Source organism: Zoogloea sp. (assembly GCF_017302315.1).
Taxonomy (GTDB): Bacteria; Pseudomonadota; Gammaproteobacteria; order Burkholderiales; family Rhodocyclaceae; genus Zoogloea.
In genome coordinates, this window is sequence record NZ_JAFLDT010000019.1 from 1 (window position 1) to 13,150 (window position 13,150).

Annotated in this window: 14 protein-coding genes and 1 pseudogene; 9 read left to right on the plus strand and 6 right to left on the minus strand. The window is 65.7% G+C overall.

Annotated elements, in window-relative coordinates; genetic code table 11:
• Positions 1 to 926, plus strand: a 926-nt coding sequence (locus J0L98_RS08200) for a glycerate kinase (protein ID WP_296411185.1), incomplete at its 5' end; no start/stop codon positions are given.
• Positions 927 to 967: 41 nt separating this feature from the next.
• A pseudogene (locus tag J0L98_RS08205) lies at positions 968 to 1,255 on the plus strand (LysR substrate-binding domain-containing protein); the annotation flags it as partial.
• Between the two features lie 124 nt (positions 1,256 to 1,379).
• Here J0L98_RS08205 and J0L98_RS08210 read toward each other — a convergent pair.
• From J0L98_RS08210 to J0L98_RS08220, 3 genes are all read right to left on the minus strand, one after another.
• Complete coding sequence (locus tag J0L98_RS08210) at positions 1,380 to 1,964, minus strand: Fic family protein (protein WP_296411187.1); 585 nt, start codon at positions 1,962 to 1,964, stop codon at positions 1,380 to 1,382.
• A gap of 395 nt (positions 1,965 to 2,359) precedes the next feature.
• Entirely contained in the window at positions 2,360 to 2,989 is a 630-nt protein-coding gene (locus tag J0L98_RS08215; protein WP_296411188.1) for a class I SAM-dependent methyltransferase, read from the minus strand.
• 17 nt (positions 2,990 to 3,006) lie between these two features.
• Positions 3,007 to 3,945 carry an alpha/beta fold hydrolase gene (locus J0L98_RS08220; protein WP_296411190.1) on the minus strand — a complete coding sequence of 313 codons (939 nt, stop codon included), beginning with the start codon at positions 3,943 to 3,945 and terminating at the stop codon, positions 3,007 to 3,009.
• A 102-nt stretch (positions 3,946 to 4,047) separates the two neighbouring features.
• Between J0L98_RS08220 and J0L98_RS08225 the strand changes: the two genes are divergently transcribed.
• The 3 genes from J0L98_RS08225 to J0L98_RS08235 all read left to right on the plus strand — a co-directional run bounded on the left by J0L98_RS08225 (position 4,048) and on the right by J0L98_RS08235 (position 6,670).
• Positions 4,048 to 4,554: a MarR family winged helix-turn-helix transcriptional regulator gene (locus J0L98_RS08225; protein ID WP_296411191.1), complete on the plus strand. Its 507-nt coding sequence runs from the start codon at positions 4,048 to 4,050 to the stop codon at positions 4,552 to 4,554.
• A gap of 133 nt (positions 4,555 to 4,687) precedes the next feature.
• Positions 4,688 to 5,269 (plus strand): peroxidase-related enzyme, encoded by a 582-nt coding sequence (locus tag J0L98_RS08230; protein ID WP_296411192.1) that lies wholly within the window; start codon positions 4,688 to 4,690, stop codon positions 5,267 to 5,269.
• Between the two features lie 291 nt (positions 5,270 to 5,560).
• Complete coding sequence (locus J0L98_RS08235) at positions 5,561 to 6,670, plus strand: J domain-containing protein (protein WP_296411193.1); 1,110 nt, start codon at positions 5,561 to 5,563, stop codon at positions 6,668 to 6,670.
• Between the two features lie 59 nt (positions 6,671 to 6,729).
• Here J0L98_RS08235 and J0L98_RS08240 read toward each other — a convergent pair whose 3' ends face one another.
• Entirely contained in the window at positions 6,730 to 6,966 is a 237-nt protein-coding gene (locus tag J0L98_RS08240) for a hypothetical protein (protein WP_296411194.1), read from the minus strand.
• A 123-nt stretch (positions 6,967 to 7,089) separates the two neighbouring features.
• On the opposite strand from J0L98_RS08240, the gene J0L98_RS08245 reads away from it, so the two are divergent.
• Positions 7,090 to 8,214 (plus strand): hypothetical protein, encoded by a 1,125-nt coding sequence (locus tag J0L98_RS08245; RefSeq protein WP_296411195.1) that lies wholly within the window; start codon positions 7,090 to 7,092, stop codon positions 8,212 to 8,214.
• Positions 8,215 to 8,263: 49 nt separating this feature from the next.
• Here the strand turns inward: J0L98_RS08245 and J0L98_RS08250 are convergent, their stop codons facing one another.
• Both J0L98_RS08250 and J0L98_RS08255 read right to left on the minus strand, forming a co-directional pair.
• On the minus strand, positions 8,264 to 8,503 hold the full coding sequence (locus tag J0L98_RS08250) for a hypothetical protein (protein WP_296411196.1): 240 nt from the start codon (positions 8,501 to 8,503) through the stop codon (positions 8,264 to 8,266).
• 116 nt (positions 8,504 to 8,619) lie between these two features.
• Positions 8,620 to 9,627: an AraC family transcriptional regulator gene (locus J0L98_RS08255; protein WP_296411197.1), complete on the minus strand. Its 1,008-nt coding sequence runs from the start codon at positions 9,625 to 9,627 to the stop codon at positions 8,620 to 8,622.
• 169 nt (positions 9,628 to 9,796) lie between these two features.
• Between J0L98_RS08255 and napF the strand changes: the two genes are divergently transcribed.
• The 3 genes from napF to napA are packed head-to-tail and all read left to right on the plus strand — an operon-like array spanning position 9,797 to position 13,148.
• Complete coding sequence (gene napF / locus J0L98_RS08260) at positions 9,797 to 10,297, plus strand: ferredoxin-type protein NapF (RefSeq protein WP_296411198.1); 501 nt, start codon at positions 9,797 to 9,799, stop codon at positions 10,295 to 10,297.
• Complete coding sequence (locus J0L98_RS08265; protein WP_296411199.1) at positions 10,294 to 10,602, plus strand: chaperone NapD; 309 nt, start codon at positions 10,294 to 10,296, stop codon at positions 10,600 to 10,602. The genes napF and J0L98_RS08265 overlap by 4 nt, the downstream gene beginning before the upstream one ends.
• Entirely contained in the window at positions 10,599 to 13,148 is a 2,550-nt protein-coding gene (napA, locus tag J0L98_RS08270) for a nitrate reductase catalytic subunit NapA (RefSeq protein WP_296411200.1), read from the plus strand. The genes J0L98_RS08265 and napA overlap by 4 nt, the downstream gene beginning before the upstream one ends.
• Positions 13,149 to 13,150: the final 2 nt, after the last annotated feature.

Below are 13,150 nucleotides of genomic sequence, written 5' to 3' on the forward strand. Positions count from 1 at the left end.
TGATCTGCCTGATCTCCGGCGGCGGCTCGGCCCTGCTGCCGCTGCCGGGGGAGGGCGTCAGCCTGGAGGATAAGCAGGCCATCAACCGGGCCCTGCTCAAGTCCGGCGCCACCATCTCGGAGATGAACTGCGTGCGCCGCCACCTCTCGGCCATCAAGGGCGGGCGCCTGGCGGCGGCCTGCCACCCGGCCCGGGTGCTCAATCTGCTGATCTCCGACGTGCCCGGCGACAACCCCATGGACATCGCCTCCGGCCCCACCGTGGCCGACCCCACCACCTGCGCCGATGCGCTGGAGATCGTCCGCCGCTACGCCATCGACCTGCCGGCTGGCGCCCGCGCCCTGCTGGAGAGCGGCCGGGGTGAGACGGTGAAGCCGGGCGACCCGCGCCTGGAGGGCGTCGAGACCCACCTGATCGCCACCCCCCAGATGGCCCTGGAGGCCGCCGCCGAGGTGGCCCGTGTGGCCGGCATCACCCCCGTGCTGCTGGGCGACAGCATCGAGGGCGAGGCCCGTGACGTGGGCAAGGTGATGGCCGCCATCGCCCTGCAGGTCAAGCGCCACGGCCAGCCGGTGGCGGCACCCTGCGTGCTGCTCTCCGGCGGCGAAACCACCGTCACCGTGCGCGGCAACGGCCGCGGCGGGCGCAACGTGGAGTTCCTGCTGTCCCTGGCCGTGGCCCTGGACGGCGCCGCCGGCATCCACGCCGTGGCCGGCGACACCGATGGGGTGGACGGCCTGGAGGAGGTCGCCGGTGCGCTGATCGCCCCCGACACCCTGTCCCGCGCCTGGGCGAAGGGCATTCGCCCCCGGGACAGCCTCGACAACAACGACGGCCACGGCTTCTTCGAGGCCCTGGGCGACAGCCTCGTCACGGGGCCGACCCTCACCAACGTCAACGACTTCCGCGCCATCCTGATTAGCTGACGCAGCCGTGGGCTTGAATTCACTCGACCAGAACACGCCCCATCAACCTCTCACCCGGAGACCGCCATGGGCCGCTACGCCGAACTGCGCTGGCCGAAAAGGGCAGCTTCGCCGCCGCCGCCCTGATCGAGCAGGTCTCTCCAGTCGTCATGGGGCGCCGCCACGTGGCCCCCCACGGCCCCGGCTTCCAGGCCCTGCACCCGGACATCAAGCTGTCCTTCGACCTCACCGACAGCGTGGTGGACCTGGTGCGCGAAGGCTACGACATGGGCATCCGCATCGGCGAATTCACCGACCCCAACTACGTGGCCGTGCGCCTCTACCCTAACTTGAACCAGACTCACCCAATCACCCCACCAACTCATACCCCGTACTCCGCCCACCCCCCGCAGCCTTCCGCAGCACCCCCAATTCCAGCAACTGCGTGATATTCCGCAATGCCGTGTCCGGCGATCACTTGGCGATGGCCGCCCATTTGCTGCTGGTGAGCTTGCCGTCGAACCCGTCGAGCAGCTTGATTTGACGCTCGTTCAGGCGCACCTCCACCCAGCGTTGCCAGAAGCGAGCTTTCAGCAGCACGTCATCCAGGGTGGTCTGGGCGCTGGCAATGGCTTGACCCAGGGTGTTCAGGAACCACGTCAGCCAGCCGGTCACGTCCAGCGTGCCTTTCTGGGTCCGTTCGAGCACTGCGTAGTAGTCCTTGCGCTCCCGCTGGATCTGCGCGGACAGGCTGTAGAAGCGTTGGGGGCTGCCATCGGCGCGGGCCAGGAAGTGGTCGCCCACGGCGCGGGCGATGCGTCCGTTGCCGTCGTCAAAGGGGTGCAGGGTGACGAACCAGAGGTGTGCCAGCCCGGCCTTGATGAGTGTGGGTTCGCCGGTTTCGGCATTGGCCCAGGTCAGAAAGCGCTCGATTTCGGCGGGAAGCCTGTCGGCGGGTGGGGCTTGAAAGTGGTCCTTCCGCCTGATTCCATGCCCGGAGACGACCTGCATGGGGCCATCGGCATCGGTGCGCCACTGGCTTTTGGCGATCCGGGTCATGCCGGAGTAGCCAGTCGGGCCAGTCGTCGTCCTGCCAGATGTAGAGGTTTTCTCCGCTGTTCATGCGGAGATTAAACGCCCGATTCTCCGCAGCGGCAAGTGATTCTCCGTGTTGCGTGCGGTGAATGTGCCTGCCTTTTCCAGCGCCGTCTTCATGGGGGGGAAGGGGTAGGGACTGTGGGGGCGACTTCAGTCGCCCGCGGACTTTGATCAAGGGTGTGCCGGTGATCAATGCGTGGATGGGCGACTGAAGTCGCCCCTACAAGTCGCCCCTATGAGTCGACTCTGTGGAGAGGCCGCGTCGATCGTCAGACGACGCGTCAAACGGAGGAAATCAGGATGAACTCGACCCCGTAAGGGAGTCGAGTCGGTTGTGCTCAAGGGCAGGCCTGGCCTCAGTCCGGTTTGCGCGCCACCATGCCGATCAGGGCGGAGCGGCCGCGGTGGCCGCTGCCTTCGGCGATGTCTTCCTCGTACTCGACGAGTTCTTCTATCACCCAGTCGGCGAAGGCGTCATGCAGGGTCTCCGGGGTGTACAGGTTTTCGATGGCGGAGGGGCCGCCGGTGCGGTATTCGTGCTGCTTCGGGGTGTAGCCCTGCAGCAGGATGCGGCCGCCGGGGCGGGTGAGCTGCTTCATCACCTCGAACTGGCGCTCACGCCATTCCGGCCCGACGAACTGGATGAAGATGCCCACCACCCAGTCGAAGGCATCGTGCAATTCGGCGGGCGGCCAGCCGGGGGCGAGCATGTCCACCTGCATGAAGCGCACGTCCATCTTGCGCCCCGCGGCCAGGCGCCGGGCCTTCTCGACGGCGACGGCGGAGATCTCGATGGCGGTCACATCCAGACCCTGCTCGGCCAGCCACACCGAGTTGCGGCCTTCCCCGTCGGCGACCGACAGGGCGGTGCGGCCACTCTCCAGCAGGGTCGCCCGGTGGGCAAGAAATCGGTTCGGCTCGGTGCCGAACAGGTATTCCTCGCCGGCATCCCGATAGCGGGTGCTCCACAGTGTCTCCTGACTCATGGGTTGATCCTCATTGTTCATTGGGCGTGAGCTCCCTCTCCGGGAGCGTGATTGACATCCGGATACCCCGCCAAAGGCAGGACATCCGGGTGTAGGGACAGGGGCGCGAGCGCTCGGTTCAGAAAATCGATCACCTCGGCCATGACGCTGTCGAGCTCGCTGCAGTCATCGTGGCCGCCTGGCAGGAGGAACAGGCTCACCGCTTCGCTCTTGCGACCGGCATGGATGGCCCGCGCGTCGTCGGCGGGAACCACCTGGTCGTCGGTGCCGTGGATCAGCAGCACCGGGCAGTGGATCAGGCCGATGGTGTGGCCGGGGGCGATGTCGTCGAAGCGCCGGCCGATGGTGCGCTGCACGTACCACAGGATGTAGGCGCCCAGGGGAAAGTGGGGAATGTGCATCGATCGCAGCCAGCGCCGCATCATGGTGGCGGGGTGGGCGAAGGCGGCCAGGCTCACCACGCCCGCCACGGAGGGGGTTCGGGAGGCCATCAGCAGCGCCGCCCCGGCGCCAACCGAGTGGCCGATGACGCCGAGCCGACGGGCATCCACCTCGGGGCGGGCCTGCAGCCAATTCACCGCGCTGGTGAGGTCTTCGGCAAAACGCGGCAGGGAGGCGAAGCTGTCGCCGTCACTGCGCCCGTGGCAGCGCGCGTCGAAGAACAGAATTGCGAAGCCTGCCTCGTGCAGCGGGCGGGCCAGGGGCAGCATCATCTGCGCATTGCCGCCCCAGCCATGGAGCACCGCCACGGCCGGGGCCCGCGGGTCTGCGGGGATGAACCAGCCGAAGAGGGACTTGCCCCCGGCGCCCGGAATGGTCACGGCTTCCCAGGGCAGGCCGTCGGGCGCCGCCGTCTCCACCACCCGCGGCGCAGCCAGGCCTTTTCGGATCAGCAGGTTGAGCCCGAGCACCGCGAGCACGGCAAGGGCAGGGAGCAGGATGGGGGCCAGGGGCATCGGGGTGAGGGCGTCTTCAGGGTGTGGCGATGTGTGTGCAACTTCATCTGCCGCGGCGCTGCCGGCTTTCGCGAATAGATGGATATCAATATAATTTTACCCATGAACGCGACTTCCCCCGCCACCCTTTCAGACGGCGCACCCACCGATACGCTCGCCTTTGCCGTCCTCAAGCAGTTTCGCCTGATCTACGGTTCGGTCAAGCAGCATTTTCGTGAAGTCGAAAATAGCTGCGGTGTGTCGGGGTCGCAATTGTGGCTGCTCCACGAGATCGCCCACACCCCGGGCGTGGGGGTGTCGGCCTTGGCCGAGCGTCTGTCCATCCACCAGTCCACCTGCAGTCAGCTGGTGGATAAGCTCGAAACCCGCGGGCTGGTGAGCAAGCAGCGGCGCCAGGATGATCAGCGCCGGGTGGGCCTGCTACTCACCGACAAGGCCGCCGCCGTCCTTGTCGCCGCCCCCGGGCCGGTGGAGGGCGTGCTGCCCCAGGCCCTGCAGGGCCTGCCCGATGACACCCTGCAGCAGCTCCACGCCAGCCTGGCCGACGTCATCGCCCAGCTGATGGTCCGCGACGAGCGCAGCGCCGACAGGCCCCTCGCCGACCTCTAGCCGGTCTCCACTCACTCCGCCGGAGTGCGTTTTCCGCCAACCCGGTTGCACATCCTGCCGATCTGCAGCGGGGGCCGCCGGGGCATGGTGTTGCGCCGCTACACTGGCCGCACAACAACACCTGGAGACAGCCATGAGCACCCTTCCCGTCAGCCGCTACCCCGTTCCCGAACTCGCCAACCTGCCCGCCGACATCCGCGACAAGATCCTCGCCGTGCAGGAGAAGGCTGGCTTCGTGCCCAACGTCTTCCTCACCCTGGCCCACCGGCCGGCCGAGTTCCGCGCCTTCTTCGCCTACCACGATGCCCTCATGGAAAAGGATGAAGGCCTCACCAAGGCCGAGCGCGAGATGATCGTGGTGGCCACCTCCGGCGCCAACAACTGCCTGTACTGCGTGGTCGCCCACGGCGCCATCCTGCGCATCCGCGCCAAGAACCCCCGGGTTGCCGACCAGCTGGCCACCAACTACCGCAAGGCCGAGATCACCCCGCGCCAGCGCGCCATGCTCGACTTCGCCATGAAGCTCGCCCTGGATTCGGGCGCTGTCGGTGACGAAGACATCGCCGCCGTGAAGGCCCACGGCTTCGACGACGAGGCGGTGTGGGACATCGGCGCCATCACCGCCTTCTTCGCCATGAGCAACCGCCTGGCCAACCTCACCGGCATGCGGCCGAACGATGAGTTCTTCCTGATGGGGCGGCTGCCGAAGGGCTGAGGGCGCGGCCAACCGGAGAGCCCGGTGTAAATGGATGTCGTGTTTGAGGCCAAGAACCTGCGCCGTATGGCGCGGCTTGCCCAGGTCTCTTCGCTGCCGAAATTGTCGCGTCACTGATGCGACAATTGGGCTGTACTCACTTCCTGTGACTGCTGCCGCTCAAGGCGGAACGGGAGCAGCGCCTGCATGGGGCGCTGGTAAATGGCCGAGCCGAAGGCCCCCCTGGCGTGCGGTAAAATTCGGGCTGCACCGTCACAACACACCAGCCCCTTCGTCTTCGCTTGCCCGACCATGCCTCCGTCGTCCCGCACCCGCGCCCTTTCCCCCAGCCTGGTCCTCACGAGCAGTGCGCCGCTCAGCAAGGAGCAGAAGGCGTTCAATACCCTGATCAAGAAGATCGACGCCCGGCGCGCCGAACTGACCGACTGGGGTCAGGAGATCGTGCAGTTCAGACAGCGGTATGTCAGCGATCTGTTGCCCCTGCAGGACGAGGAAGCGGATCAGCACATCCAGCTCGCCCGACGCCTGGACCTCGCCCATGGGCAGAAGGGGGTGACGAAGGGCGAGAAGCGCAAGCTGTCCGTCTTGATTACCCAGCTTGCCCAGTTCATCCTCGGTCGCAGGGAGGATGACGAGGTCAAGGCCTTGTACAACCGGCACAGCCAGTCCGACTTCGATGAGGAGGAGGCTGAACAGTTGGACGGCATGAAGTCCATGCTGGAGGAGATGCTGGGTGTGGAGCTCGGCGACGATGTCGACCTGAGCTCACCGGATGAGGTGGTACGGCGGATACAGCAGCAGTTTGAGGCCCAGGGAGAAGCCGGGCAGGCCGAGCCCAAGCCACGCAAGAAGACCGCCAAACAACTGGCGCGGGAGGCGCATCAGGAGGCGGAAGAGAAGCAGATGAGCCAGTCGATCCGGGAGGTCTATCGCAAGCTGGCCAGCGCGCTGCACCCCGACCGGGAGCCGGACCCCATTGAGCGCGAGCGCAAGACCGCGCTGATGCAGCGGGCCAATGAGGCCTACGAGAAAGGCAATCTGCTGCAACTGCTTGAACTGCAGCTCCAGCTCGAACACATTGACCAGGCCCACCTGGCGACGCTTGGAGGGGAGCGGCTCAAGCACTACATCAAGATCCTGAAGGGTCAGCTGGAAGAGCTGGAGATGGAGATCCTGCACGTCGAGCATGGCTTCATCGCCGAGTTTGGCCTGTCGCCCTTCGAGAAGATCCGCCCGAAAGACCTCATGGCAATTCTGCAGGCCGACTTGGCGCAGTGTGAGTGCAGCATCCGGCAGGCCAAGGCCGACCTGGACATGACCAACGATCCGAAGCAGCTCAAGGCGTGGCTCAAGACGGTCTCCTTGCGCCAGCAGCGTGCCCCGGATTTCGACTTCTTCTGAGGCTGGATGCTGGCGGAAAGGGGGGACGGGCGCTGCCGGTGGATCCTCTCCCTGGCTCCCTAGACGGCAAGAAAAGATGAACCACTCTCCTTCTTCACCCACTCTTCGTCACTCTTGACGTGCTTTTCGGCCCTCTGGGCGAGCTTGATGGCAATGGCGATTGACCGTTCGACGAGCGCATCTTCGTTGGCCGCGCTCAGTTCAACCTTCTGGATCAAGCCGGCGAAGATGGTGGCGGACATGCTCGCCACGACCGATTCGCTATGTTGCAGATGCAGGAATTCTTCATTGGCCATGGGTGATTCTCCGGTTTGATTGAAAGACGGCTGACGCTGCCACAGTATGCGCCTTGACTGCAAGCTCGCCGGTGCGTTGCAGGCGCGTGCTCAAGCGGCGCTGAAGTCCCGTATCATTTTTCGATGGACTCCGTGATCCCGAATTTCACGCGCCCCCTGAGGCAGCGTCACGCCGTGCTCGGAGCGCTCGCCGCGGCGCTGCTGGCGGGCTGTGCCTCGGCGCCGCCCTTGCCCCATCGCGTCGACGCGGATCCGCAGTTGCGGCTGCCCGCTGTGCACGGGGCAGGGCAGGACCGGCGCGGACGTTTCCGGGAATTCTTCTGCGCTGTGCTGGACGCTCGCAAGGATGCGCTGCCGGACCACCGGGCCTGCGATCTGGCCTTGACCCGGCTTGAGCCGGAGCCCCCGGGTACGGGCGTGGGGGTTGAACTGGGGGCGGTGCAGCGCAAGCTCACGCTGCTCTTCGTGCCCGGTGTCGGCTGGGACTGCTTTGCGGACTGGCTGGCCATGGAGGACACGATTCCCCGGCATCTGGGGCAATTCGGGTTCGACATGCATACGGTGCCCATCGACGGTCTTGGCAGCAGCGCATCCAATGCCACGCGGATCCGGGATTCCGTTCTGGCGATGCCCCGGGATGAGTCAGGGCCTCACCTGGTATTGATGGGCTACTCCAAGGGGGCGGTCGATATCCAGGTGGCCCTTGACCGCCACCCGGAGATTCACCACCGGGTGGCGGCCGTGGTCAGTCTGGCGGGTGTCATCGGTGGTTCGCCCCTGGCGGAAGCGATGGGCGAAGACGAACTCGACTTGCTGCAGTATTTTCCCGGCGCCCGTTGCGCCCCGGTGGATGGCGGCGTGATCAACGACATCCGGCCGGCGACGCGCCGGGCCTGGCTGGACAGCCATCCCCTGCCGCCCGGGATTGCCTACTATTCGCTGATCACCGTCCCGGCACCCGGGCAGGTTTCGCGCTTGCTGCGCAGCAGCTACAGGACGCTGGCGCTGACCGATGCAAACAACGACAGCCAGGTGATTCTCGCCGATCAATACCTGCCCGGCAGTGCCCTGCTCGGCTTGCTCAATGCCGATCACTGGGCTGTCGCGGTGCCGATCGCCCGCACCCACGGCATGATCGGTACGCTTCTGGTCAATCGTAACGCCTATCCCCGCGAGGCCTTGTACGAGGCCCTCATGCGCCTGATTGCCGAAGACGTGCATCAGGCTGGCACGCGCCTGGCGCGTTGAACCCCGAAACGGGCCTGAAGCCTTGTGGGCGGGGGATGGCGAAGTCGCCCTAGTGCATGCCCTCACGGGCGTCTGCGTCGCCCATGGCGACCCGCTTCCCGATGGCCACCAGCCGCGCCGGATCGGTGCCGGCCAGGTCGATGCTGAGCGTGAGCACCCCCACGCCGGCGTGGGCTTCCCGTGCCAGGGTCAGGATCAGGGACTTGATCAGCATGGCTTCGTCGTGGATGCCTTCGGGAGGGGCGACGGCCTCGCGGGGGCCACGGGGTTGGTGGAGGGTGATGCGCATGGCGGATCCCGCGGGGGCGATGAAGACGGGCCCAGCCTAGCGGATGGCCCGTGACCGTGCTTGACCCGGGCCGCCACTGAGCATGACATTTTGCGCCAGGGCCGGCAGTCTGCGGTTTAGCTGCCGGGGGACTGGCGGTATTCGGAGGGTGCCTTGCCGTTCCAGCGTTTGAAGGCGCGGGTAAACGCGCTCTGTTCGGAAAAGCCGAGAAGGAAGGTGATTTCGGTGACGCTTTTTCGCGGGTCGTCCAGATAGCGCAGGGCAAGCTCATAGCGGGTCTTCTCGAGGAGTCCGCGGTAGCTGAGCCCCAGGGCGGCCAGTTTGCGTTGCAGGGTCCGGGTGCTGAGGCCGAGGGATTCGGCCAGTCTGGTGTCGCTGGGTTCGCCCGAGGTCAGCTCGTGCAGCAGGTGTGCCCGGCAGCGGCTTTCCAGGTCGTCGTTCCGCAGCGTTGCCAATTCCGAGGCCAGGATGGCGTCACAGGTGGTGGCGAGCTCCCGGTTCGAGGTGGGGAGGGGACGGTCCGCGACCGGCCAGGAGAGCAGGATGCTGTCGTGGGTTTCGCCAAACCGGACCGGACCGCCGAAGAAGTCTTCGTAGGGCCGGATGGCGGCCGGCGTCGGCCGGCGCAGGGTGACCAGGGCCGGCGCCAGATCGGTGCCATCATTGGTCCGGCACAGGGAAACAATCAGTGACAGTCCGAAGTCGGCCATGACCCATCCGGTCAGGGTGTCGCCGCGCCCGTGGTCATAGATGAACTGCAGGCCCTCGGGTGTTTCAACGCAGCGGCTCGACATGCGCTGCCCCAGGGTCTTGGTGTAGCGGGCCATGCGTTTCAGGGCCGTGCGCAGGGAGCCGCTGGACAGCCAGGCATAGCCCAATGTACCGAGATGGGAGGGGTGCCAGCATTCGGCGGCCCCCAGTGCAAAGGCGGGGTCGGGTATGCACCGGGCCGCTTTCTCGAATGCCGAGTCCAGAAGTGCGCTGGGCAGTCGCGTCCGTGCGTCGGGGAGCGTTGTCGAGGGGATGCCGAGTTCCCGGGCAAAGTGTGCCGGATCGATACCGTGGCGTTCGATCAGGCGCAAACCAACCAGACCGAAGGATGCGAGGAAGGTCTCTGTCGCCATGCGCGCTCGGGATGAAAGGGGGTTGGCACGAATCATCGGGCCAGCGGCAGGTTTATTCAAGCACCCCCGGCCCCGGGGGCGACCACCAGGGGCATTTCTTCACACGGATCAAGGTTTTTCGTTGTGGTCGGCACTAGCATCGGCCCACAACTAAAACCCCGAGCCGATCATGGATGTTTCCCGCCGTCGCTTTCTGGGTGGTCGCACGCCCGGGCCGGTGCCTTTCCGTCCGCCCTGGAGTGTTTCCGAGGCCCTCTTTCTCGATCGCTGCACCCGCTGCGACGACTGCCTGAAGGTGTGTCCCACCGGTCTCCTGCAGCGGGGTCCGGCGGGCTTTCCCGTTGCCGATTTCAGCGAGGCCGCGTGCACCCTGTGTGGTGACTGCGCCCGCGCCTGCGCCACGGGTGCCATCGGCCGCGACACCACGCTCCGTCCATGGCTTTTCGGCATTGCCATCAGCGAAGGCTGTCTGGCCGCCCAGAACGTTGAATGCCGCGTCTGCGGCGAGCTTTGCGATGCCTCGGCGATCCGCTTTCGGCCCCGTATCGGCGGCGCGCCCCTGCCCGAGGTGGACAACACCCTGTGCACCGGCTGCGGTGCCTGCATCGCCCCCTGTCCCGTCACCGTGATCCAGCGTGTGGCCCTCAACCCAGCTCCGGAGCTTCCATGAACATCGTCAGTCTCGTTCTGCGCATCAAACCGGAGACCCGTGCCGAGGCAGAGGCCGCCCTGTGCGCCTATCCCGGTGTCGAGTGCCACGGCATGTCCGATGACGGCAAGCTCGTCGTCACCGTCGAGGATGCCGAGGGGGCGGCCATGTCCGACACCCTGATCGCCCTGCATCGGGTGCCCCAGGTGCTGGCTGCGACCCTGGCCTACGAGCACACCGACACCATGCTTTCCGATTCCCTGCCCGAAACGCTCCCCCAAGCCACGCAATCCACGAATTCCCCCTGCGAGGAGGCTCAATCATGACCATCAACCGACGCGATTTCATCAAGACCCAGGCCATTGCCACGGCCGCCGCCACGGCCGGCATTGCCGTGCCCGCCCTCGCTGCCAAGGAGGCGGAGCCCGCCGGAAACGCCACCGCCGTGCGCTGGGACAAGGCCGCCTGCCGCTTCTGTGGTACCGGCTGTTCGGTGCTGGTGGGGGTGCAGAACGGCCGCGTGGTGGCCACCCAGGGTGATCCGGATTCCCAGGTCAACCGCGGCCTCAACTGCATCAAGGGCTATTTCCTGTCCAAGATCATGTATGGCGAAGACCGCCTGACCCGGCCGCTGCTGCGCATGAAGGATGGCAAGTACAGCAAGGACGGCGAGTTCACCCCGATCAGCTGGAATGCCGCCTTCGACATCATGGCCGAGAAGTGGAAGGAGGCGCTGAAGACCACCGGCCCGGGCTCCATCGCCATGTTCGGTTCCGGCCAATGGACCATCTGGGAGGGCTATGCCGCTGCCAAGCTGATGAAGGCCGGCTTCCGCTCCAACAACCTCGACCCCAACGCCCGCCACTGCATGGCCTCCGCCGTGGCCGGCTTCATGCGCACCTTTGGCATCGACGAGCCGATGGGCTGCTACGACGACATCGAGCAGGCCGATGCCTTCGTGCTGTGGGGCTCCAATATGGCGGAGATGCACCCCATCCTGTGGACCCGCATCACCGACCGCCGCCTGACCAAGACCGACACCCAGGTGCACGTGCTGTCCACCTTCGAGCACCGCAGCTTCGAGCTGGCCGACAACGGCATGATCTTCGCGCCGCAGACCGACCTGGCCATCCTCAACTACATCTGCAACTACATCATCCAGAGCGGCAAGGTTAACCAGGAGTTCGTGAAGAAAAACGTGAACTTCAAGATCGGCGAGACCGACATCGGCTTCGGCCTGCGTCCCGCCCACGCTCTGGAAAAGGATGCCAAGTTCAACGGCTACCCCGGCGCCGAAGGCAAGCCCAAGAACAACCCCAACGATGCCCGCCCGAGCACCTTCGAGGAGTTCAAGAAGTTCGTCTCCGAATACACCGTCGAGAAGGTATCCAAACTCTCCGGCGTGCCGGTCGACCGCCTCAAGAAGCTCGCCGAGGTGTATGCCGACCCGAAGAAGAAGGTGGTCAGCTTCTGGACCATGGGCTTCAACCAGCACACCCGTGGCACCTGGGTGAACAACATGATCTACAACGTCCACCTGCTGGTGGGCAAGATCTCCACCCCGGGCTCCGGCCCCTTCTCCCTCACCGGCCAGCCGTCGGCCTGCGGCACCGCCCGCGAAGTGGGCACCTTTGCCCACCGCCTGCCCGCCGACATGGTGGTGACCAACCCCGAACACCGTCACCACACCGAGGAGCTCTGGCAACTGCCGGACGGCACCATCTCCGACAAGATCGGCCTCCACGCCGTGGCCCAGAGCCGCGCCCTGAAGGACGGCAAGCTCAAGTGCTACTGGACCAGCACCACCAACAACATGCAGGCCGGACCCAACGTCAACCAGGAGATCTACCCGGGTTGGCGCAACCCAGCCGCCTTCGTGGTGGTGTCGGACGTGTACCCCACCGTGTCGGCCCTGGCCGCCGACCTGATCCTGCCTTCCGCCATGTGGACCGAGAAGGAAGGCGCCTTCGGCAACGCCGAGCGCCGCACCCAGTTCTGGCGCCAGCAGGTCAAGGCGCCCGGCGAGGCCAGGTCCGATCTGTGGCAGTACATGGAGTTCTCCAAGCGCTTCAAGATGGAGGAGGTGTGGCCGGCCGAGCTGCTCGCCAAGAAGCCCGATTACAAGGGCAAGACCTTGTACGACGTGCTCTACGCCAACAAGGTGGTGAACAAGTTTCCCAAGACCGATCTGGTCAAGGCCAATGACCACGCCATCAAGAATTACACCAACGATGAATCGGAGGCCTTCGGCTACTACGTGCAGAAGGGCCTGTTCGAGGAATACGCCCTGTTCGGCCGCGGCCATGGCCACGACCTGGCCCAGTTCGATGTCTATCACAAGGCCCGCGGTCTGCGCTGGCCGGTGGTGGATGGCAAGGAAACCCTGTGGCGCTTCCGCGAGGGCTATGACCCCTACGTGAAGGCCGGTGAGGGCGTGAAGTTCTACGGTCACAAGGACGGCAAGGCGGTGATCTTTGCGCTGCCCTACCAGGATCCGCCCGAGAAGCCCGATGCCGAGTTCGACCTGTGGCTGTGCACCGGCCGGGTGCTGGAGCACTGGCACACCGGCAGCATGACCCGCCGCGTGCCCGAGTTGCACAAGGCGGTGCCCGAGGCCCAGGTCTTCATGCACCCGGACGATGCCAAGAAGCGCGGCCTGCAGCGCGGCATGCAGGTCAAGGTGCTGTCCCGGCGCGGCGAGATGCTGGCCCGCATTGAAACCAAGGGTCGCAACAAACCCCCGGTCGGCCTGATCTTCGTGCCCTTCTTCGATGAATCGAAGCTGGTCAACAAGCTCACCCTCGACGCCACCTGCCCGATCTCGAAAGAGACGGACTACAAGAAGTGCGCCGTGAAGGTGGTTCGCGCCTAAGC